This is a genomic window from Paenibacillus oceani, assembly GCF_014705615.1.
GTDB lineage: Bacteria > Bacillota > Bacilli > Paenibacillales > NBRC-103111 > Paenibacillus_AB > Paenibacillus_AB oceani.
The window spans coordinates 1-21244 of record NZ_JACXJA010000014.1 but is presented as its reverse complement, the minus strand read 5'-3'; the positions used below and the strand labels follow the sequence as shown (position 1 = coordinate 21244).

General features: G+C 54.6%; 18 protein-coding genes. 8 read left to right on the top strand and 10 right to left on the bottom strand.

The window, feature by feature from the left end; genetic code table 11:
- Positions 1 to 203: 203 nt before the first annotated feature.
- The gene (locus tag IDH45_RS11460) at positions 204 to 725 is read left to right on the top strand and encodes a Crp/Fnr family transcriptional regulator (RefSeq protein WP_190927665.1); all 522 of its coding nucleotides are present in this window, start codon (positions 204 to 206) and stop codon (positions 723 to 725) included.
- A 1-nt stretch (position 726) separates the two neighbouring features.
- On the opposite strand, the gene hmpA is transcribed toward IDH45_RS11460, so the two are convergent.
- Positions 727 to 1968: an NO-inducible flavohemoprotein gene (hmpA, locus tag IDH45_RS11455; RefSeq protein ID WP_190927662.1), complete on the bottom strand. Its 1242-nt coding sequence runs from the start codon at positions 1966 to 1968 to the stop codon at positions 727 to 729.
- 286 nt (positions 1969 to 2254) lie between these two features.
- On the opposite strand from hmpA, the gene IDH45_RS11450 reads away from it, so the two are divergent.
- Positions 2255 to 2743: an HPP family protein gene (locus IDH45_RS11450; protein WP_190927660.1), complete on the top strand. Its 489-nt coding sequence runs from the start codon at positions 2255 to 2257 to the stop codon at positions 2741 to 2743.
- Between the two features lie 103 nt (positions 2744 to 2846).
- A complete protein-coding gene (locus tag IDH45_RS11445; protein ID WP_190927658.1) occupies positions 2847 to 3404 on the top strand; it encodes a DJ-1/PfpI family protein in 558 nt (185 codons plus the stop codon).
- Between the two features lie 533 nt (positions 3405 to 3937).
- Here IDH45_RS11445 and IDH45_RS11440 read toward each other — a convergent pair.
- The gene (locus tag IDH45_RS11440; protein WP_190927656.1) at positions 3938 to 4318 is read right to left on the bottom strand and encodes an Asp23/Gls24 family envelope stress response protein; all 381 of its coding nucleotides are present in this window, start codon (positions 4316 to 4318) and stop codon (positions 3938 to 3940) included.
- A 174-nt stretch (positions 4319 to 4492) separates the two neighbouring features.
- Here IDH45_RS11440 and cax point away from each other — a divergent pair, with 174 nt between their 5' ends.
- Positions 4493 to 5551, top strand: coding sequence for a calcium/proton exchanger (cax, locus tag IDH45_RS11435; protein WP_190927654.1), 1059 nt, complete (start codon positions 4493 to 4495; stop codon positions 5549 to 5551).
- Between the two features lie 50 nt (positions 5552 to 5601).
- Here the strand turns inward: cax and IDH45_RS11430 are convergent, their stop codons facing one another.
- On the bottom strand, positions 5602 to 5895 hold the full coding sequence (locus IDH45_RS11430) for a YlaN family protein (RefSeq protein WP_190927652.1): 294 nt from the start codon (positions 5893 to 5895) through the stop codon (positions 5602 to 5604).
- Positions 5896 to 6124: 229 nt separating this feature from the next.
- Between IDH45_RS11430 and IDH45_RS11425 the strand changes: the two genes are divergently transcribed.
- Both IDH45_RS11425 and ald read left to right on the top strand, forming a co-directional pair.
- The gene (locus tag IDH45_RS11425; protein WP_190927650.1) at positions 6125 to 7372 is read left to right on the top strand and encodes a PucR family transcriptional regulator; all 1248 of its coding nucleotides are present in this window, start codon (positions 6125 to 6127) and stop codon (positions 7370 to 7372) included.
- A gap of 107 nt (positions 7373 to 7479) precedes the next feature.
- Positions 7480 to 8589 (top strand): alanine dehydrogenase, encoded by a 1110-nt coding sequence (gene ald / locus IDH45_RS11420; RefSeq protein ID WP_190927999.1) that lies wholly within the window; start codon positions 7480 to 7482, stop codon positions 8587 to 8589.
- Between the two features lie 104 nt (positions 8590 to 8693).
- Here the strand turns inward: ald and IDH45_RS11415 are convergent, their stop codons facing one another.
- From IDH45_RS11415 to IDH45_RS11395, 5 genes are all read right to left on the bottom strand, one after another.
- Positions 8694 to 8939: an HPr family phosphocarrier protein gene (locus IDH45_RS11415; protein ID WP_190927649.1), complete on the bottom strand. Its 246-nt coding sequence runs from the start codon at positions 8937 to 8939 to the stop codon at positions 8694 to 8696.
- Between the two features lie 119 nt (positions 8940 to 9058).
- Positions 9059 to 10174, bottom strand: coding sequence for an aminopeptidase (locus IDH45_RS11410; RefSeq protein WP_190927647.1), 1116 nt, complete (start codon positions 10172 to 10174; stop codon positions 9059 to 9061).
- Positions 10175 to 10199: 25 nt separating this feature from the next.
- Positions 10200 to 10886, bottom strand: a complete 687-nt coding sequence (locus IDH45_RS11405) for a TVP38/TMEM64 family protein (RefSeq protein ID WP_190927645.1) — start codon at positions 10884 to 10886, stop codon at positions 10200 to 10202.
- A gap of 147 nt (positions 10887 to 11033) precedes the next feature.
- The gene (locus tag IDH45_RS11400; protein ID WP_190927643.1) at positions 11034 to 11912 is read right to left on the bottom strand and encodes a hypothetical protein; all 879 of its coding nucleotides are present in this window, start codon (positions 11910 to 11912) and stop codon (positions 11034 to 11036) included.
- An 80-nt stretch (positions 11913 to 11992) separates the two neighbouring features.
- Positions 11993 to 13882: a sensor domain-containing diguanylate cyclase gene (locus IDH45_RS11395; protein WP_190927641.1), complete on the bottom strand. Its 1890-nt coding sequence runs from the start codon at positions 13880 to 13882 to the stop codon at positions 11993 to 11995.
- A gap of 521 nt (positions 13883 to 14403) precedes the next feature.
- Here IDH45_RS11395 and rpsD point away from each other — a divergent pair.
- Positions 14404 to 15003: a 30S ribosomal protein S4 gene (gene rpsD / locus IDH45_RS11390; protein ID WP_190927639.1), complete on the top strand. Its 600-nt coding sequence runs from the start codon at positions 14404 to 14406 to the stop codon at positions 15001 to 15003.
- Positions 15004 to 15114: 111 nt separating this feature from the next.
- Here rpsD and tyrS read toward each other — a convergent pair whose 3' ends face one another.
- Positions 15115 to 16371, bottom strand: a complete 1257-nt coding sequence (tyrS, locus tag IDH45_RS11385; protein WP_190927637.1) for a tyrosine--tRNA ligase — start codon at positions 16369 to 16371, stop codon at positions 15115 to 15117.
- Between the two features lie 564 nt (positions 16372 to 16935).
- Between tyrS and IDH45_RS11380 the strand changes: the two genes are divergently transcribed.
- On the top strand, positions 16936 to 20103 hold the full coding sequence (locus IDH45_RS11380) for a transglycosylase domain-containing protein (RefSeq protein WP_190927635.1): 3168 nt from the start codon (positions 16936 to 16938) through the stop codon (positions 20101 to 20103).
- A gap of 82 nt (positions 20104 to 20185) precedes the next feature.
- On the opposite strand, the gene IDH45_RS11375 is transcribed toward IDH45_RS11380, so the two are convergent.
- On the bottom strand, positions 20186 to 20926 hold the full coding sequence (locus IDH45_RS11375; protein WP_190927633.1) for a metallophosphoesterase family protein: 741 nt from the start codon (positions 20924 to 20926) through the stop codon (positions 20186 to 20188).
- Between the last annotated feature and the right edge of the window lie 318 nt (positions 20927 to 21244).

The window sequence follows — 21244 nt, the reverse complement described above, 5'->3', positions numbered from 1 at the left end:
GGAACACCATCACGCATCCGGTAATTATCCAGAGTCCTTACGGGCTCTTTTTTATCGCCGCAAGCCAAATGAAACTTCTTTAACCCGAAAAGACCCTCTCTTAAACAGGGGTATTCACCGGAAAAAGCGTCGTTTAGAAGCTGTTCGTATCGGTTGAATCGAGTGCGGACATCGGGAGCCAGGAAAAAGAAGGAGGGCGGCAAATGCTTCTTCACAAAGGGGAAACGTTATTCCGGCAAGGGGAAAACGGGCCGCTGTATCGTCTGAAGAGCGGCCTGCTTAAAATTATTCGCGTACATGAAGACGGCAATCCGGTCTTGGTGAATATTATCGTTTCCGGCGAGATGATCCCCCACCACTCCTTAATTACGCCGAAGCCTTACCACGGGACTGCAGTCGCAATCGTCACCAGCGAGGTTGAAGTACTGCCCTCGAAGGAATGGTACGATTCGCTTGCGGGCAATCCGGATAAATGTCTGGAGGTCGCTTTGCTGCTCCAAAGCAAGCTGAGAATGATGCAGCAGCGCATCGACCAGCTGACCCAGACGACTCCGGCGGCCAAGCTGAAAAGTTTGCAGGAATGGTTTGCGGTTTATATCTCGCCGGCTACGCTGACCGACGTTTTAACCCAGGACGAAATCGGACAATTAATCGGCATGCGCCGCGAGACGGTGAATCGACTGCTCCGTTCGCAAGCGGCGAAGCTTCGCTCGACGGACGATTAGGTTAAGGCTGGGTCTGAAGCGCCGGCTGTTCCAGGCTGGCCGCCGGACCGAAAAACTCGTAATGAAGATCGGAGTCCGCGACGCCGCATGCTTTCAGCGCGCTGTTGACGACCGCCATGAACGGCTGAGGCACGCAGAAGTAAACGCTGGAGTTTGTCGAAGGGATTACGGTTTTCAACCAGTCCGCATCGACGTAGCCTTCCCGGTGATATGTTCCCGCGGCTTGGTCCGCTTCATTAGGCTCGGCGTAGCAATACCGGACGGACAACTGCGGATGAGCCTGCGCCAACCGGTTCACATGCTCCTTCATCGCATGGACGCTTCCGTTCTGAGCCGAATGGATAAACGTGACAGGGCGATGCGGCTGTGTTTCCACCAGTGTGTTCAGCATGCTGACCATCGGAGTCAGGCCGACCCCGCCGCTGATCAGCACGACCGGTCTCTTATCGTCGCGGTTTAAGGTGAAGTCGCCCGCCGGAGCCGACAGCAGCAGGACATCGCCCTCATTCGTTTTTTCATGCAGAGCGGTAGACACCTTTCCGGCCGGGCGGCTGCCGATAGCATCTTCCCGTTTCACCGATATCCGGTAGTACGGTTTCCCCGGCGCGTCGGAGAGACTGTATTGGCGAATGTGCGTGTAGCCGTCGTCCGGCAGCTTCGTTTGGACGCTCACGTATTGTCCCGGCTCAAAACCCGCGATCGGCTTGCGGTCCTGCGGGACGAGGTAAAACGAAGTGATCACGTCGCTCTCCTTCACCTTCTTCTGGATAACGAATGCCCGGAACCCTTCCCAGCCTCCGTCCTGCCCTTCGGCTTGGTCGTACATCGATTGTTCGACTTCTATGAATACCGAGGCGATCACGCCGTACGCATCCGCCCATGCCTGCAAAATCTCGTCCGTGGCCGCATCGCCCAACACATCCTTTATCGCGGCGAGCAAGTTCTGACCGACGATCGGGTAGTGCTCCGCCTTCACTCCCAGGCTCCGGTGCTTGTGCGCAATCTGTTTGACGACCGGCAGGATCGCCGGCAACTGGTCGATGTGAGCGGCGGCGGCGTATACCGCATTGGCCAGCGCGGCCTGTTGTTTGCCCTGCTTCTGATTGGCGTGATTGAATATATGGAGCAGCTCGGGATGACTTGAGAACAAAAGCTCGTAGAATCGTTTGGTAATCTCGGTTCCGCGGTCTTTAAGAATCGGCACCGTGGATTTGATGATGGCGATCGTAGCTTCGTTTAGCATGTTTCATTCTCCTCACTGTTTTGGACTTGTATCGTGCCTTATGTGCCCATTATAAGGAGCCGGAGCATGCGCGAAGTGTGATTGCAATCACTCCAATAACCAACGTTCTGTGACAAAGCACACAGCCGCTTCGTTATGCAGGCCGGCATCGCGTTTCCATCTATAAGCGATTCTCGCATTTGCATAAGCATTTCTTATTTGTTGTTAAACAAAACTATCGTGTACAATATGGATTGACTAGTATTCAAATCGGAATTTGAGTTTATCAAAGGACAAGTTCGACAACATGTTACTGCGTTCATTCGTCATATGCGGATATCTTGCCGCCGTCTACTGGATCTCCGCGCACTACCCCATTTTTAAAATGGTGTTTTACCCGACTCTCGGCGCGTTCAGCTACTTGTTCATGCAGCGGATGGACCAGATAAAGGACATCCGGAGGGTCATCTTCGGAGCTTGTATCTCGACCGGAATCGGAGCGGTCTTCTACACGATCAGCAGCGGCGCTCTCTCGCTGCTCGCTACCGCGCTCGTGACCGTCTTATTGATTCAATGGTGCAGGTGGAATGCCGCGCCAATTCTCGCCGTTTCCTTAATCCCGTATTTCGCCCGTCCGGAAGTCGTCTGGATGCTGCCGCTTACGGTTCTCGCTTCACTGCTCTGCCTGCTTCTGCCGTTATGGCTGATCGGGAAGCTGGAGCTGCGGCTGCGAAAAGCTGCCCAGGCCAGGCTGGCGGCCGCACCGCTCCGGGCGGCTGCGAAGCAGGACGTATAACGGGCAGCCACGCCGGACGCTTCATTCTTCTACTTTACAGATCGGGCGGGTTGCTGCAAGATAGAAGGGTAGGCTATCCGATAACGAGGAGTGTGAGTCCAAGATGTCCAAGAAGATCTTGATCTTGACTGGAGACGCTGTGGAAGCATTGGAAGTGTACTATCCGTTTTACCGGGTTTTGGAGGAAGGGTACGAGGCGGTTATCGCTTCTCCGACCAAAAAAGTGCTGAAAACGGTCGTTCACGACTTCGAGGGTTGGGACACTTACACGGAGAAGCCGGGCTACCTGCTGGAGTCGCATACTTCGTTCGCCGGAGTGAATCCGGCGGAATTCGACGGCCTGATCATTCCGGGCGGCCGAGCGCCGGAATATATCCGTCTCGATCCGGATGTTCCCCGCATCGTCGGCCATTTCTTCGAGGCGAACAAGCCGGTCGGCGCCATCTGTCACGCCGCGCTCGTCCTTTCCGCATTAAAGAACAGCAGCTATTTCCAAGGCCGCAAAATGACCGCTTATTCCGCCTGCAAGCCGGATATCGAAAATCTCGGCGCCGAATACGCCAAAGAGACGCTGTGCGTCGACGGCAACATCGTATCGGGACATGCCTGGCCGGATCTTCCCGGCTTTATGCGCGAATTTCTCAAGTTGGTGAGAGGTTGAATATCCGGAGAGACCGTCTCGATACGGTCCCTTCCTTCTTTGTGCGGGTTATGTCACGATGTTGCGTCGCCTGTTGCAGACAAACAAAAAATTAAGAAAAACCGTCCGGAAAAGCATCCGGACGGTCCTTTGACGTGCACCCCCCCTACAATTGTACGTTGGAAGAGAATAGATACCTTCGCTTCAGCCGCTCGCCCTCAGTCGTGTGTCTTCATGCGGTGGTATGGCTAACGAACCCAGTCCAGTATTCGTTATCAGAGCCGAATGCAGGCGTTTGAATTTGTAACGAACTCTTGTATGGTTACTCCCGCAAATCGATCGTTTTTTTTCCACTTTCGGTTCGATAACGATCCCCGGATTCGTTACGTCTGAAATAACTTCGTTTTTCAGCCATAAGCACGATACGATTCGTTAGTCATCGCACCTGAGCATACGTCACTAACGCCGAGTAAGGAAACCTTCACTTTAGCACACTAAAGAACTTAACCTTTCTGGCAGCAAACAAAAAAGCGGCGCGAACGCCGCTCCACACTTTACTTGATCCGGGCCGGGACTTCTTCCGCTTCCTCTTCCTTGAAAGCGACTCCCTCTACCTTGACGTTCACTTCAACCACGTTTAATCCCGTCATGTTCTCTACCGCTTCTTTTACGTTTTCCTGCAGACTGCGGCAGACGCTCTGTATAATCGAGCCATAATGAACGATGACTCGCAGATCGATCGCGGCCTCCAACTGTCCGACTTCGACGGAGACGCCTTTTTGTACATTTTTTCCGCTAAGCCGTTTGGCAAGTCCTTCGGAAATGCCCCCCGACATAGCAGCGACGCCTTGCGTCTCGAGAGCAGCCAATCCGGCGATAGTGGCTACGACGTCATCGGAAATGCGGATCATTCCCGGTTGGTTTTCAGCGGACATTGTTCTCACTCCTCGTATACGGATATTTCCATTGTACCTTTTTGGAAGGGCGGTTCGCAACCGGATAAGCAGAAGCGGTTTTTCTTTGCAACTGGAAATTTTTCCATTATAGTAGAATAGGATCCACTTGATGCTGGAACACTGGTAGTTGACGGAAGGAGCAGAGATCACATCATGAAGCAAAAGCTGTTTTACACCATTCTGATCGCCAGTTTTCTGCTGAGCGGCACCGCCCACTACAGCGGTTTGAATACCACTTTGCAATTCGTCCTCTGCTGCATAGCCGTTATTTTTGCCGCCGGGTTTATGGGCAAGGCGACGGAGAGCGTCGCTCACTATGCCGGGGAGCGGATGGGCGGTTTCCTGAACGCCACGTTCGGCAATGCGGCGGAGCTGATCATCGCGATTTTCCTCGTACGCGACGGGCTCCACGACATGGTGAAGGCGAGCATTACCGGCTCCATTATCGGCAATATGCTGCTCGTGCTGGGACTCAGCGTGTTTCTCGGCGGCCTCAAATACAAGGTGCAAAATTTCAACGTGATGCTGGCCAGCCATAACGCCTCGCTTATGCTGCTCGCCGTAGTCGCCCTGATCGTGCCGGCCATATTCGCCAAAAGCTTCACGTTCAAGGAAATGGATATGCTCAGCACGATCGTCGCCGTCATCCTCATTATCGCTTACGGCTTATGGCTGTTGTTCTCCATGGTAACGCACAAAAAAGAACTGAGCGACGTCTCCGCTCGCGACCCTGAGGATCATGCGCATACGCTCAATTGGAGCAAGGGCAAATCGATCTTTTATCTCGTGCTCGCCACCGTGATGGTTGCCTTCATAAGCGAATGGCTTGTCGGCACCCTGGAGCATTTCACGGAAACGTTCGGCTTGTCCGAGCTGTTCGTTGGCGCGTTTCTGATTGCGATCATCGGCAATGCCGCCGAGCACAGCGCCGCCGTGTTCCTCGCGATGAAAAACAAAATCGGCGCCGCCGTCGAAATCGCCATCGGAAGCAGCCTGCAGGTCGCCCTATTCGTCGCTCCCGTACTCGTCATCGTCAGCCACTTTATGGGCGATCCGATGAATATCGTTTTTACGTTATACGAGCTCGCCGCCATCGCCATCGCCGCTGTGTTAGCCCGTTCGATCTCCCAGGACGGCGCGACGAATTGGTATGAAGGATTTTTGCTGCTGGTCGTCTATGTTATCCTGGGAATCGCCTTTTTCCTCGTCTGACCGCCCGGACTCCAAAATTGCACAAAAAAAAGAGTAGCTCCAAGGCGGAGTTACTCTTTTCTGGATAGGGCGAGCGCTTCGTACAGCTGCGCAAGCTTTCGCTCCAGATCGCTTATTATAAGCTTGCCCGACGCTTCGTCAATCAGCCCCGCCCGGATCGCGAAATCGATTTCACGGGACAATCCATACATCTGTGTATCCAATACCTCTTCGTAAAGAGGGCATCTGCGATTCGTCAATGTTTCCATTTGGATCTGAATCAGCTTTTCGATGTTGTCCGCATCTTCTTGAAGCAGGTTCAGCGCTTTCTGATGCAAACCGACCATGACGTCCGATGTAGACATCCGTTTTCCCCCTTTGCGCAAAGCTCATCCAATCTCTATATGCTTATGATAGTCGAAAAACGATGATTACACAAGCGCACAACAGATTAGAATTATAGCCGCGTCTATTTTTCGCATTGAATCGGCGCGGGCCAATCTATAAAATAGTAGGGAAACCACCTAAATAGTCAACCATTCGGATGCTGGTATGTTTGTATGCGAATTGGGCGGAACAATAAGGAGCGCGCGGATGAACGCGGAATTAAATCCTTTCAACCGAAGCTTTGACCATCTGGAAGCTTTGGCCGACAAAATAGGCGAAGTGCTCCACGCACCGGTAACGGTCGAGGACGCAAACCACCGGCTGCTCGCCTACAGCAAGCACGACCCCGGGACCGACGCGGCGCGGATTGCCACGATCATCGGCCGGCGCGTACCCGATAACGTGATAGCCAGCTTGTGGAAAGACGGCGTGATCCCCCGGCTCATGCAAAGCGACGAACCTGTCCGGATCCGGTCGATTCGCGATGTCGGACTCGGCGACCGGGTCGCCATCTCGATCCGCAAAGACAATCAGGTGCTCGGCTACATCTGGGCGCTCGAGGTGGAACGGCCGCTGGACGAAGCTTGTCTGCTTCATCTGAAGCTTGCAGCCCAGGCGGCGAAGATCAAGCTTTTGCGTCTCCAGACGCAAAGAAGAAAAGAGGACGAGGAACGTTGCGACTTTTTCTGGGAGCTGCTTACCGGCCATCACCGGACGGCGCTTCAGGCGAAGCTCAAAGCGGACTCGCTCGGCGTCACTTTGCCCGGCCTGTTCGGCGTGATCGTCTTTCAGTTCGGACACGATGTCTCCGAACAGCTAAATCAGCAGATCCAATATATCGTAACGGCGATCCAGAAAACCCGTCCGCTGCTCCATGTCCTGTCGGATAAACAGCTAATCGCCCTCGTCCCGGGAACGAACGCCTCCCGCTTCGCAGCGGAAGCCGGGGAATTCGCCCTGTCGTTTTATCATCAGATGAAGGAACGATTCGGCAGTGAACCGCTCAACTGGGGAATCGGCTCCTCGTGCGAAGAGGTGACCGCAGTCGAGCAAAGCTACCGGGAAGCGCTCACCGTGCTGCAGATCAAAGCGCAGTTTCCCGCCGAGACCGGTTCCGTCACCCACTACCACGAGCTCGGCTTTTACCGCTATCTTCCTTACTTCCTCGAACAAAAACGGCTGCACCGGTACGAAAACGCGTCGTTAAAACAGCTCCGGACCTACGACCGGGAGCATCATGCCAATCTGATTGAGACGCTGGAAACGTTCCTCGCCTGCGACAGCAACGTCAAGGTCGCCGCCGACGCCTTGCATGTTCATACGAATACGCTTGCTTACCGGCTGAAGCGGATTGCCGAGATCGGCGGTATCAACTTTGCCAATGTCGATCAGAAAACGACTTTGTTTCTGGATTTAAAGACGGACAAATGGAGCGGCAATCCGGATCGTTTGTGACTTTTCACAAGGGCGTCCCCTTTTTTTCTCGTTTCATCACGAAGCTAGACCGCTCGCCGACACGTATACTTGGTAACGAAAACCAAATCGGGGGAGCTGGATGGATGATGAGAATCGGGGTACCGAAAGAAATCAAAAACAATGAAAACCGGGTAGCCGTCACTCCGGCCGGAGTCATGGCGCTCGCGGGCGCAGGACACGAGGTGCGGATCGAGACGAACGCGGGAGCGGGAAGCGGTTTTCCGGACGAGCTGTACCGGTCGGCAGGGGCATTGATTTGTACCGACGCCGCAGAGGTATGGGACAATTCCGATCTGGTGATGAAAGTAAAGGAACCTCTTTCGTCTGAATACGGTTACTTTCGGGACGGTCTCATTTTGTTCACTTACTTGCATCTGGCCGCCGAGCCCGAGCTGGCCCGGGCGCTCACAACCAAGGGCGTAACCGCGATCGCCTACGAAACCGTTGAAGTCAACCGCTCGCTTCCGCTGCTGACGCCGATGAGCGAAGTGGCCGGCCGGATGGCCGCCCAGATCGGAGCGCAGTTTCTGGAACGCCCGCACGGCGGCAAAGGCATTCTGCTCGGCGGCGTGCCCGGCGTCAAACGCGGCAAGGTGACCATCATCGGCGGAGGCGTCGTCGGTACGAATGCAGCCAAAATCGCGATCGGCCTCGGTGCCGACGTTACGATTATCGACGTAAGCCCGGATCGTCTGCGACAGTTGGACGACATATTCGGCACGAGCATCCGGACGCTCATGTCCAATCCGCTGCATATTGCCGAATCGGTGGCGGAATCCGATCTCGTCATCGGCGCCGTGCTGATTCCCGGTGCGAAAGCGCCGAAGCTGGTCAAGGAAAGCGCCGTTCGCGCCATGTCGACCGGCTCCGTCATCCTGGATGTGGCGATCGATCAAGGCGGCATCTTCGAGACGGTCGACCGGCTGACCACGCACGATAACCCGACATACGAGAAGTTCGGAGTCGTTCACTATGCGGTTGCCAACATGCCCGGAGCCGTGCCCCGCACATCAACCATGGCTCTGACCAACGCCACGCTGCCTTATGCGCTTCGTATCGCCGGGTCCGGCCTGCAGGCTCTCCTGTCCGACAAAACGCTCCTGAGCGGCATTAATACGTTCCGGGGAGCAATCACGCATCCGGCGGTCGCACGCGACCTCGGCTACACGTACGTTGCGGTCGAACAAGCCGTATAAGATTCGTCGTCCGTTTAGGCGGTTGCGCAACCAAAAGGCTGCCCGGGTTATCCCGAGGCAGCCTTTTGGTTGCGTCTGTATATCGAACGGACCTGGAAGTCCGCTCAGCTTACGACATTAACTTGCAGGTTATGCTTCTTAAATACTTCGACCATCGCAGCCTTTGCTTCTTCAGCGTCGGGACCGTGAACGTGCAGATCGTAAACGCCCGAGTCGAGCAGTGTCGTGAACAAGCCGAGAATGCTCTTGACGTCAATGAATTTATTTTCATATTGAAGTACGATAGAAGATCTGAACTTGTTAGCCGTTTGCGATACTTCAACAATTGCGGCGTTGCTGGCGCTTGACATGGCACAATCCCTCCAAGTAGAAGCGGAGTAATCCGGCTTCCGTATTTGATACTTCTATATTAGCGTGGAACATCTATTCGCGCAATGATAATTTGCCAGAACTTGCTGCGGGCTGAAATCTATTTCAAGTTTTCGGGATTGAGCCCCTGCAGCTCGGGAATGACGAAGCGTCCGTCCTTGCGGATCAGCACATCGTCGAAATACACTTCCCCACCGCCGTATTCCGGCCGCTGGATGAGCACCAGGTCCCAATGAACCGACGAACGGTTGCCGTTGTCGCACTCTTCATAAGCCTGGCCCGGAGTAAAGTGCAAACTGCCGTCGATTTTCTCGTCGAACAGCGTATCCTTCATCGGGTGCAGGATAAACGGATTAAATCCGAGACTGAACTCCCCGATATAGCGGGCCCCTTCGTCCGTATCCAAAATGTCGTTCAGCCGCTTCGTATCGTTGGAGGTAGCCTCGACGATTTTCCCGTTCTCGAAGCGGAACCGGATATTTTCGAACGTAATGCCGGAATTTACGCTTGGCGTATTGTATTGCAGCACACCGTTCACGGAGTCCCGGACCGGGCAGGTGAACACCTCTCCGTCCGGAATGTTGCGGTGTCCGGAACATTTTTTGGAACCGATCCCCTTGATCGAAAACGACAGGTCGGTGCCCGGCCCTGTGATTCGTACCCGGTCGGTGCGAGCCATCAGCTCGGCCAGCGGGTCCATGGCGATATCCATCTTGCGGTAATCGAGGTTGCACACGTCGAAATAAAAATTTTCGAAAGCCCGGGTGCTCATACTGGCAAGCTGGGCCATAGACGGGTTCGGGTAACGCAGCACGACCCATCTCGTCTTCTTGACCCGGCGCTCCAGATGAACCGGCTTGTAGTAGATCCGTTTGTACATATCGTTCTTGTCGCTCGGGACGTCGGACAATTCGTTGACGTTCTCCCCGGACCGGACCGCGATGTACCCATCCATCTGCTCCATACGCCTTAGGTCCATCTCCGCCCAATGCTCAAGCTGCTCCTTCGTGATCGACTGCAGCACCGAGCTCAGCACCGCCCTGTCTTCGTAGATCACATACGGGAAGCCGCCTTTCGCATGAACCTCCTCGACGAGACAGCGGACGATCTCCCTCTCCGGGCCGATCATCTCGATCAGCACCTTGTCGCCGGGCTGGACGTTCACCGAATAGCCGACCAGGTTGGCGGCTAACGTTTGCAATCGTGGATCTCTCATAAGTCCGCTCATCTCCTTATGTAAGTTAGGTCGCTTCGTCCCGCTTGCCGGTCCATCTCGTCTTCATATACTGGCCGAGGCAAATCAGCAGAACGAACAAAACCAGCACCAGCAGCAGCCGGATTTTATGTTCCTTGAACCGGATCAGATCGTGTCCGATGAACGTTTCCATCAGCACGACCGGCAGTTTGCCCAGCACGGTCGCCAGCAAGAACGGACGAAACCGGATATTGGATACGCCGGCGCCGAAGTTGATCAGCGAGGACGGAATGACCGGGATCAGCCGGCCAACCAGCGTGTAGAAGAAACCTTGCCGCTCCAGCTTGCGGTTGAACGACTGTACGGCCGGAAACTTCGCCAGTCTGGCTTCGACCGCGTCACGGGCTATGTATCTCGCGATCAGAAATGCGCACACCGCGGATAGACACGTCATTCCGTAATTGATCACAAATCCTCCGGTCAAACCGAACACATACGCATTGGCGCCAGCGAGCAGCACGAAGGGAACAACCGGAAACCAGGTTTGAAAAAAAATAGCGAGCATCCCAGCGATAACTGCGTATATCCCGAACGAATGCAGCAGATCTGCAAGCTGCTCCACGTTGCCGTGACGAAGATCCCTTCCCGTTTCCGTAAACAGGATGAAATAGGCTGCAGCTGCGAACATGGCTAGAGGAATGCCGTATTTCAAACGATTACGTAAGGTGCTCAACCTGTATGCCCTCCCCTGTACATCCTCCCATATTGTAACACGGATTCGGACATGGATAAAAGGCAGGGCCCCGCCGCAGGGAAACTGCGCGCAACGGGAAAGAAGCCCCTCCCGGGCACTGATCTTCGGTGTGCGAAGCCGGCGACGTCAGGTGCTTTTCTTGTTATTATAATCCGTGAAAAGGTAGTCGACGCGAATCGTCTCGGTCTTCGGATGACCGTCCGAAGTATACTTCATCTCCGTCTCGATCTGCATCTTGCGGGGAAGGCGACTTACCCGGTCCACCCAGATCCGGTATACGGCGCCCGCCTTAAGCGATCCTTCCGCCTCGTCCAGCTGCCGCTTCGTCAGGAGGACGCTCTGCTCCAGCTCGCCCCTCATACGCGCCGCCTCCGCTTCGGACAGCCCGTGCCTCGTCCGCAGTCCGGCGAGCTGCTTGTCGATATCGAGCACATCGGCTTGACGGGCCAACTGATCTCGGACCGCCTTCGTTACATCGGCCCTCTCCGGCGTTACCGTAAGAATCGTTAGACGGGTATCCTGTTCGTCTCTGGCGCTTTCCGTTTTTTTCGCCATCGTGTTCAACTGCTCTAGCTTGTACAGCGGGCTCCATGGCAGCAGTACGATCGCATCGCTTTGCGAAGCGGCCTCCGAGACGACCCATTCGTTCTGGGATTTGCTGAACACGACGGAACGGGGCGTTCCCACCGCTTGGGCCGCACCGATCGTCCCTGCTCCCGGGCTGCCCCGGTTAAAGCTCATCGACAGCCGGTTATGCCCGTTGACCACGCCTTCGAACGAGGCCCCTTCCTGCATCGGCAATCCCCCGACCGATACGCTCGTCGTCCCTTCAAACCGGAAATCGTCCGTTCCGGACAAGCCGGAGACGGTCTGCTTCAGCAGCTCGCCCGGATCGGACGGCATTCCCGTTAATGAGCACGCCTCCGCCAGGATCGCGATAATCGCAAAAACGGCAAGCGCGAACGCACGCCGCCTCAGCCGACTATATCTCCGTTTCGATAGCATGAAATCCCCTCCTGGGCATAACGATTCAACTTCACCTTATCGTTTCCCAAGAGAGTGTAGTTATTCCTGCGACATTCGACTCAATCGATGCAGATCCGGTTTTTCCCGGAATGCTTCGCCTTGTACAGCGCCATATCCGCCCGGTAAAAAAGCGACTCCACGCTGATTCTCTCGTCTTCCCAGTTCCAGTCCGAAACTCCGCACGATACCGAGACGATCGGGGAAGTTTCCGTTTTCACCTGCTTCCGGATCCGCTCCGCCACCTTGATCGCCTGCTCCTTCGAAACCTGGGGCAAATAAATGGCCAGCTCCTCGCCTCCCCAGCGGGAAGCAATATCGCCTTCGCGGATCGAGGTGCGGATTATCGCGCTTACCTGAATCAGCACGCGGTCGCCGATCTGGTGGCCATACGTATCGTTTACCTTTTTGAAGTTATCGATATCGACCAGAATAAGCGAGCCGCAGTAATCTTTTTTCTGAAACAGACCGATCTGGTCGTCCAAATAATGTCTGGCGAACAGCCCGGTCAGCCGGTCTGTCTGCACCATCCGGCGCACTTCCGCGTGCAGGTTCGCATTGGAGGCGGCCAGTCCGATATGGCTGGACAACGTCTTGAGCAGCTTGTAGTTATCGTAGGAGAAGTAATGGGCCCGCCGGTGCGCCATCAGAATGACGCCGACCACCGTTCCTTCCACCACGATCGGGCAAGCCAGCAGCGAGCGGGCGTTCGTCGCCTTCATCCAGACCGATTCGACGGCCGGATTGAACCTGTAGTCCGATACGATCAGCGGTTCTTTCGAAGCAACGACCCGCCCGGCAAACCCGTAATCGGAGGCCAGCACTTCGCCGCAAAAAGAAGCCGGCTCCCCGGCCCGGACGATAAGCTTGCCGCTCGGCTTGTCCAGCTCTAAAATGCACGAAAACTCCGCATTAAAAATCGTGCGCAGCTCCATGGAAACAAACGAATATATATCTTGCAGCTTCAGGCTTTGATTCAGACGCTGCGTAATCTCGTTAATCAGGCGCAGTTCCCCGACAAGCCGGTTCGATTGTTCATACAAGCGCGCATTCTCGAAGGCACTTCCTGTCGTATCGGCCAGCAGCGTAATCTCCTGAAGCGCCTCGAACTCCGTCTTTCCGTCCGGAATCGCAATCCGGATGACTCCATACACCCCCTGCTTGCCGCGCAGCGGGAAAACCGCATCGGTCCCGCATTGTCCGACGATCGGCCGGCCCTCGGTAAACGAACGGAAGCGGATATCTTCCTCGGACTGGTCAAAACGGAGCGGCTTGACAGACGGGATCGAGCTGTATTGATCTTGAGACAAATAAATTTCGTAAGCCACGGCCGGGTCCCGCTCGTCCAGAAAGCGGATTAACGTCTCCAGCACCTGGTCCGGATCGTTGCAGGAATGAATATGGATCGCCATGTCGAACAACGCTTTCTTGCGTACCAGCTGCTGCTCCAGCTCCTTCATCTGTCCGGCAAGCTCGTCATGCCGGGCTTCCGCCTCCTTTGCGCGAATCGCGGCGGCGAATGCCGTTCCGGTCAGCTCCATGGACTCCAGCAGCTCCGGCTCGGCTGTCGAATCGTCGGTTATACGAATCAAATAAGCGATCGGATCATTGCGGTCGGCGTAAAGGGGATACGAGGCGATGACGGGCGATGCGGCATCCCGGCGTTCGGAATGGACTAGAAATGCGGCTCTTGAAAACGTTCGGTCCTGACCGTTCACAGTATATGCAGCCCGGATCTCGCGCAGAAAAGCTTCTGGATCCGCTGGAAACGAAACGTTTATTCCGGAACCGGACGGGTTGATCGTATGATGAGCAATGCAGCGGCCGTCGGCATCCCACACTGCGTATACCGCAGCCCGGTCTGGCATATGTCTCTCCAGGCCGGTGACGAACGGGCCGAATCCATCCTCGATTAGTACAGCGAGTCGGTCCTGATGTAGCATTTCTTTCATAGCGAACCCCTTCTATGAAACGTCAATATTCCAATCATACTATGAATGCAAACGGGCTGCACTAAATTTTCGTTCAAAATTCGCTAAAGGAAGAATTCTCCAGAATCGGTCATCGCTGCGTTTTACCGTGCCATGCCGAACCATACCGTACCTAGCCGCGCCTTACCAATGCCATTGCCGCCACGAACCGTATATATTCGATAAGATACGCACCGGATCATTTACTTTCATTATATATACGTTCATTCTTGCATCGTCAGATTTCGCCCAATAGCGGTTTCCGCTTGACATCACCCCCAGGTTTCTAATAGAATTAATATTCGAGTGGAAAAAGGTGTTTTTTATGATTGGCGACGCACGATGCGACCCTCACGGTGTTCGTTACCAGCAGGCCAGCGGCTGAACTGCCTGCCGGGAAACGGGACTGATCGAAGTCCGTTTCGCAACGTATACCGCGTCGGAACGTCTCCCCTACGCCTACTCAACCATTAAACACTATCGGTATAAAGGAGCAAAACATAATGGCACGCTATACAGGTCCTAAATTTAAATTGAGCCGCCGCCTCGGCGTATCCCTTAGCGGGACAGGCAAAGAATTGAAACGCGCGTTTCCTCCAGGACAACACGGTCCGGGACAACGCAAGAAGCTGAGCGGCTACGGCATTCAGCTCCAAGAAAAGCAAAAGCTTCGCCATATGTACGGTTTGGGCGAGAAGCAATTCCGCAACTTGTTCGACAAAGCATCCAAAATGCAAGGTATTTCCGGTGAGAACTTCATGGTTCTGCTCGAAAGCCGTCTGGACAACCTCGTGTACCGTCTTGGCCTTGCCAACTCCCGTGCAGGTGCCCGTCAGCTCGTTGCTCACGGCCACGTAACGGTGAACGGAAGCAAAGTAGATATCCCTTCCTACACAGTTAGCACTGGCACTGTAATCGGCCTTCGCGAAAGAAGCCGCGGCTTGTCTTCCATCAAGGAAGCTTTGGCAAACCGCAACTTCCTACCGAACTACCTGGAGTTCAACGACACGGCAATGGAAGGCAAGTTCATCCGCCTGCCTGAGCGTTCGGAGCTTCCTCAAGAAATCGACGAGAAGCAAATCGTCGAGTTTTACAGCCGTTAATCTGGACTTCAACAATCAACCCCCGAGCCTCTTGGCTTGGGGGTTTTTGCTTTCGACCGTTTTGGTTTTAGCCGTTTTTTGCTTCAGCCCGTTTTGGCTTCGGCCGGCTGGTTACACGAGCTTGATTTTGACGAACTTCCGCTTCCCGACCTGCAGCACTTCTCCGCCCTCCAGTCGGACAACCGCGTTCGGGTCAGTTACCTTCTCTTCATTTATTTTCACGGCTCCCTGCGATACGCTGCGCTTCGCTTCCCCGTTCGAAGCTTGCAGTCCGGTCGTTACCAGCAGCTGGACAATCCGGATCTCCCCGCCGTTCAGCTCCGACACCGGCAGTTCCGCATCCTCGATCTCATCGGGCAGTGCCTTTTGCTGGAATACCGTCACGAAATGCCGCTTCGCCTCTTCCGCTTGCGTTTCCCCGTGGTACATCCTGACGAACGTGTATGCAAGCTTCATCTTCGCGTCGCGCGGGTGTACGGTTCCTTCCTCGAGTCCGGCCTTTAAGCTGCCGAGCTCTTCGTCGGGCAGGTCGGTCGCCAGTTCGAAGTATTTCACCATCAATTCGTCCGGCACCGACATCGCCTTGCCGTACATTTCATTCGGAGCTTCGTCGATGCCAATGTAATTGCCGAGACTTTTGCTCATCTTCTGCACGCCGTCGAGCCCTGCGATCAGCGGCAGCGTAATGGCGGCCTGCTGTTGTTTGCCGTACTCTTTCTGCAACGTGCGGCCCATAAGCAGGTTGAATTTCTGGTCGGTTCCTCCCAGCTCGACATCGCTGTCCAGCTTGACTGAATCGTAACCTTGCATCAGCGGGTAAAAAAACTCGTGCACGCCGATCGGTTGACCGTTCGCATAACGCTTCGTGAAGTCGTCTCTCTCCAAAATACGCGCTACCGTCACCTTTGCCGCCAACTGGACGACATCCGTGAAGTTCAGCTTGTTCAGCCATTGCGAATTGTAATGAACGGTCGTCTGGGCCGGGTTCAAAATTTTGAAGATTTGCGCCTGGTACGTCTCCGCGTTACGCTTCACGTCCTCTTCGGACAATTGCTTGCGCGTCTCCGATTTGCCCGTCGGGTCGCCGATCCGTCCAGTAAAGTCCCCGATGATCAGCTGCACTTCATGGCCGAGCTCCTGGAACTGCCGCAGCTTATGAAGGACGACCGTATGGCCGACGTGGATGTCCGGTGCGGACGGGTCGAGACCGAGCTTGATCTTAAGCGGCTTCCCGGTCAACAGGGAATTCGCTATTTTTTCCTTCAGATCCTCTTCGGGAACGATCTCCACAACACCCCGGCGGACGACTTCCAGCTGCCGTTCCGCTTCCTTTCTCATCTGCTCTGTCAACTGTTTCCATGCTTCCATCGCTGTTCGCGTCCTCTCTGCTGTTTTTTCCAAAATAAACGCAAAAAAAAGCCTTCTCGTCCACAAAAAGGGACGGGAAGGCTTTGACCCGCGGTACCACCCTAATTAAAGCAGCTGCTTTCGAATCCTTATAAGAACCGTTGTTAACTCTAAAGGAGACGGGCGCTGCTTTCACTTCATTTCGATAACGGGATCACCCGGCAAAAGCTTGGCGCCTCACGCGCTTCCCCTTTTGCTGCTCAGGACCGTAATTCGGCAACATGACGCATCCCGGCTCGCACCTTCCGCCGGTTCTCTGATATGCGCTGGCATCCGCCTACTGGCGCTCCCGGTATTCGCCGGGCCACGCTAGCCCTTCAAACGCTTTGTCATTTTAAGATTTAACAACAGTTATATCATAAGCGCAAAGTGAAAGTCAACGACAAGAACATTTCAAATTTCGATTAATTCTCGGATTTCACTAAAAAAAACGACGAAAATTCGCAATTTCTATCGGTTGTTCCAAATTATGAAATGACGATATGTGCTATAATAACTTTGTGTGCCCGAAGGAGGATTAACGGAATGACCAAGCCATCATCATCATCTTCTACAGCAAAAAAAGCGCTGCGCGTAACGTTGATAACTCTCAAATGGATGTTTATCGCCGGCATAGTAATCGGATTTGTCGGAGCGGGAGCGGCATTCGGTTACGTTAGCGCACTTGTAAAGGACGACCCCGTTCGCCCCCAGGAAGAAATCCTGGAGAGGATTAACGAAAATGCGATAACCGGCTTCGTCTATTTCAACGACGACACGCCGATCGGTCAGCTCCGTTCGGAGGAAGACCGCCGGCCGATCGGCAGCGAAGATCTGCCCAAGTTCGTCGAAGACGCCGTACTGGCGATTGAGGATCACGATTTTTACATGCATCACGGCGTCGACGTCAAAGCTTTTTTCCGGGCCGTTACCCAGAAGCTGACGAATGCCGACGTGCAGACGGGCGGCAGCACGATTACCCAGCAAGTGGCGAGACGGGTTTTCTTAACGTTGGACCGCAGCGACAACCGGAAGGCGAAGGAGATTTTGCTCGCGCTCCGCCTGGAGAGGCTGTTGTCCAAGGAGCAGATTTTACTCGCCTATTTGAACAAGATACCTTACGGCAACGGCTCGTCCGGCTATAATCTGTACGGGATCAAGGCGGCGGCCAAAGGCATCTTCAATATCGACAACCTGCACGATCTGCATACCGCCCAAGCGGCTTATCTGGCCGGCTTGCCGCAGCTGCCCTCCAAATATTCGGCATTCACGAGCCGCGGCGAACTGGACGAGAAAGCTTTTAACGGAGCGGTCGAACGGATGAAGCTGGTCCTGAAAAGAATGCTCGATGAAGGCAAGCTGACGCAAACGCAATACGACGAAGCGCTGGCATTCGACATCAAAGGCTCGCTCGCGCCGTCCCAGCCGAAAGCATACAATACATACCCGTACTTGATGCTGGAAGTGGAGCGCCAGTCAAGCGAAATATTGGCCAACCTGAGCAACCCGGACCTCAAGAAGGATACGAAGCAAGGCCAGGCCGAATACGCGGAAGCCGTCAAGCAGGCGCGCGAGGATCTGCAGCGCAAAGGATACCGGATATACACGACGATCGACAAGATGATCTACGACGAGATGCACGTCATCTCCGACAATAGCGACAACTTCACTCCCGACGATCCCGAAAAAGGGATAGAGCAGATCGCCGCCATCACCTTGGACAACGCCACGGGCGCCATTCTCGGGATGATCGAGGGACGCGATTTCCACAAGGAGCAGATGAACCTCGCCACCCAGATGACGCGTCAGCCCGGCTCTACGATGAAGCCGATCGCGGCTTACATCCCGGCCATCGACAAAGGAACGATCGCCCCGGCCGCCGTCATCGACGACGTGCCGGTCATCCTGAAGGACGGCAGTAAAGGGTTCCATTTGCCGGAAAACTGGGACAACAAATTTCATGGACTGGTGACCGCAAGGCAAGCCTTGAACCAATCGTATAACATTCCGGCGATCAAGCTGTTTATCGACGTCGTGGGCATTAACAACGCCTGGGATTTTGCCAAGAAGCTCGGAATATCGACGATCGAGAAAAGCGATTACGGAGCACAAACCGGAGTTATCGGAGGTTTGTCGCGCGGGGTTTCCGTCGAGGAATTGACGAACGCCTACAGCGCCATTCCGAATAAAGGCCAGTTCACGGACGCCTATATGATCCGCAAAATTACGGATTCGGAAGGCAAAATCGTATATGAGCATGTGGTGAAGCCTACGGCGGTTTTCTCCGAGGAGACGGCCTACCTCATCACCGATATGATGAAGACGGTTATCAGCTCGGGTACGGCTACCTTGCTGAAAAAAGACTTTAAACATTACAGCCAGATCCAGGTCGCAGGCAAAACCGGCTCGACGCAAAATGACGGCGACGCCTGGTTCGTAGGGTATTCTCCCGATATTACCGTCGGGGTATGGGCCGGCTACGATCAGCAGAAGTATTCTCTGAAGAAAAGCGGCTGCAATCTGAACAGCGAGCTTGGCTGCGGTACGCAGCGGGCCATGAAAATATGGGCCAAAGTCATGAACTCGATTGCGGATAACCATCCGGAACTGCTGCCGAACAAACAGTTCGTCAAGCCGGCCAATATTGTTTCGATGACGGTATCCGGTTATTCGGGCAAGCTTCCGAACGAGCAGACGAAGCAAAGCGGCAAGCTGGTCCGGGATATATTCAACAAAAAGTTTATTCCGACCGAAGAAGACCAGGTGTTGATCAAGCAGAAATACGTTACGTTCGACGGCAACGACTACTTGCCGCAGCCGGGAACTCCGGCCGATATGGTGCAAGAGAAAACCGTCGTCAAGCGGGAACGGCCGATCGGCGACATCATCAAGGAGATTCAAGCGATTTTGCCTCAATTGCCGGCCAAAAACCGTCCCAACATCTCGCATTATTACCCGCTTGATTACGATAACGACGCCGCGGTCGAGGTGGACCCGAGAGCCGACGACGGACAAATTCCGAACGCGCCGGGAGGCGTCACCCTGAAGCATTCGGCCGACAAAAACGAGATTACGTTCCAGGAAGCCGGAAGCGCCGACATCGTCGGTTATCGGCTGTACAAAGCGGATGCCCTCGGCGGCAAATTCGCACGCGCAGCCGGCAAAGTGGTCCTTTCCGGGCAAGACCGGATCTTTGCCGATACGGTATCCAGCCAGCAAGTCGTGGGTTATTACGTAACAGCCGTGGACGTAGCCGGCAAAGAGTCGAAGCCGAGCAAAGTGGTGTTCAGCGACGGAAGATCGACAGAGATCTCCTCCCCGCTCGATCCGTTCGGTGTGCCGAACGGTCAGCCGAGCGACATCAACGGCTCGGACGGTAAAGGCAACAACGGCAGCAACGGAAACAACAAGCCAGACGACAAGCCTGCCAAAAAAGAACCGCCGTCAGCTCCGAAAAACGTAACCGTCCAGCAGTCCGGAGCCGGGATTCAAATCGAATGGTCGGCCAATCCGAAGACGGAAGCGGTCAAACGGTACGATATCTACTTCAGCGATAAAGAAAACGGCAGCTTCAAAAAGATTCAGTCTTCCGAAACTCCGAAGCTGAACTATTTCGCACTCGTCTACGAAGGCTGGTACCGGGTCGTCGCCATTAACGAGCATGGCGAATCCAAAGCTTCGGCAAGCGTGCCTTTCAAAAGCAAGAAGCCATAAGACCATACTTCAACAGCCTTGACCTGCAACCGGTCAAGGCTGTTTTTGATGCGATCTATGCGGTTTTCCGGCAGCAATCCGGCTACCTCGCCCGGGTAATATCGCGCGTAAACTTCTCGAGCCTCGGCATTCCTCGAGCGGCTGCATCCTGCAGCACCTCTTCGCGGTCATACGGCACTCGAACGATCTGCACGGAAAACGGCGCCGGCGATTGCTGATGCAGCGCACCTTCCATGATGACGTAACCGGCCAGCGGAATGTCATCCAGCGGCAGACCGACGCTGCCCGCATTGACGACAAACATGTCCTCCAGCGGCATCACATAGGCCATATGAATATCGCCGTAGACGACGCAATCAGGCTTCTCTTCGCTGATTCCGAGCCAATCGCCCGTCAGCGGCGTATTTTCAAACAACGTTAACTTCTCCGTCATCGACGTCTTCAGCCGGACCCGGTCATACACGCTCGTCGGGGAAGCATGCAAGAGCCGGACCTTCCGCCCGCTCCAGTAAAAATCGTAGCAAAACGGAAGATTCCGTAAATAATCGAGCCTCTCCTGTCCAAGCAGAGGTTGTGTCCACAGCTGCCAGACCCATTCTTCGTTTTCCGGAGTTAACGTTATTTTATGATCCCAGTTGCCCTGCAGCACGACCTCGCAATGCTCGCGTATTTCATCGACCGCTTCAGCCGGATACGGGCCTTTGCCCACCAGGTCGCCCAGACAAAAAATTCGTCCGATCCCCCTCCGCTTGATATCCGTCCAGACCGCCTTCAACGCGGCCAGGTTGGCGTGAATATCGGATATTACCGCAATTCGCTCCATACACGTCTCCTCTGATTCATCGTATTGATGGAATAGACTCAGACTTCCTATCCTAAGGGAAACGGCTCGCCGCCTCCAGCTACTTTTTGGTTATAACGGTTCTATTCCAATAGAAAACCCCGCCGGCCTGATGTACGGCCTAGCGGGGCTGATGTATTCATAATAGCGGGCGATTAATCTTCGATCGTCGACAAGTCGCCGGTCGGCAGGCCAAGCTCCCACGCCTTGAGCACGCGGCGCATGATCTTGCCGCTGCGCGTCTTCGGCAGCTTATCCTTGAACTCGATTTCGCGAGGCGCGGCGTGGGCGGACAGCCCG

Coding starts and splice junctions, on each gene's coding strand:
- ald (WP_190927999.1), top strand. CDS start 7,480: ATGAGAATCGGGGTACCGAAAGAAATCAAAAACAATGAAAACCGGGTA.
- tyrS (WP_190927637.1), bottom strand. CDS start 16,371: ATGGAAGCATGGAAACAGTTGACAGAGCAGATGAGAAAGGAAGCGGAA.
- IDH45_RS11395 (WP_190927641.1), bottom strand. CDS start 13,882: ATGAAAGAAATGCTACATCAGGACCGACTCGCTGTACTAATCGAGGAT.
- IDH45_RS11380 (WP_190927635.1), top strand. CDS start 16,936: ATGACCAAGCCATCATCATCATCTTCTACAGCAAAAAAAGCGCTGCGC.
- IDH45_RS11460 (WP_190927665.1), top strand. CDS start 204: ATGCTTCTTCACAAAGGGGAAACGTTATTCCGGCAAGGGGAAAACGGG.
- rpsD (WP_190927639.1), top strand. CDS start 14,404: ATGGCACGCTATACAGGTCCTAAATTTAAATTGAGCCGCCGCCTCGGC.
- hmpA (WP_190927662.1), bottom strand. CDS start 1,968: ATGCTAAACGAAGCTACGATCGCCATCATCAAATCCACGGTGCCGATT.
- cax (WP_190927654.1), top strand. CDS start 4,493: ATGAAGCAAAAGCTGTTTTACACCATTCTGATCGCCAGTTTTCTGCTG.
- IDH45_RS11445 (WP_190927658.1), top strand. CDS start 2,847: ATGTCCAAGAAGATCTTGATCTTGACTGGAGACGCTGTGGAAGCATTG.
- IDH45_RS11450 (WP_190927660.1), top strand. CDS start 2,255: ATGTTACTGCGTTCATTCGTCATATGCGGATATCTTGCCGCCGTCTAC.
- IDH45_RS11425 (WP_190927650.1), top strand. CDS start 6,125: ATGAACGCGGAATTAAATCCTTTCAACCGAAGCTTTGACCATCTGGAA.
- IDH45_RS11400 (WP_190927643.1), bottom strand. CDS start 11,912: ATGCTATCGAAACGGAGATATAGTCGGCTGAGGCGGCGTGCGTTCGCG.
- IDH45_RS11440 (WP_190927656.1), bottom strand. CDS start 4,318: ATGTCCGCTGAAAACCAACCGGGAATGATCCGCATTTCCGATGACGTC.
- IDH45_RS11415 (WP_190927649.1), bottom strand. CDS start 8,939: ATGTCAAGCGCCAGCAACGCCGCAATTGTTGAAGTATCGCAAACGGCT.
- IDH45_RS11375 (WP_190927633.1), bottom strand. CDS start 20,926: ATGGAGCGAATTGCGGTAATATCCGATATTCACGCCAACCTGGCCGCG.
- IDH45_RS11410 (WP_190927647.1), bottom strand. CDS start 10,174: ATGAGAGATCCACGATTGCAAACGTTAGCCGCCAACCTGGTCGGCTAT.
- IDH45_RS11430 (WP_190927652.1), bottom strand. CDS start 5,895: ATGTCTACATCGGACGTCATGGTCGGTTTGCATCAGAAAGCGCTGAAC.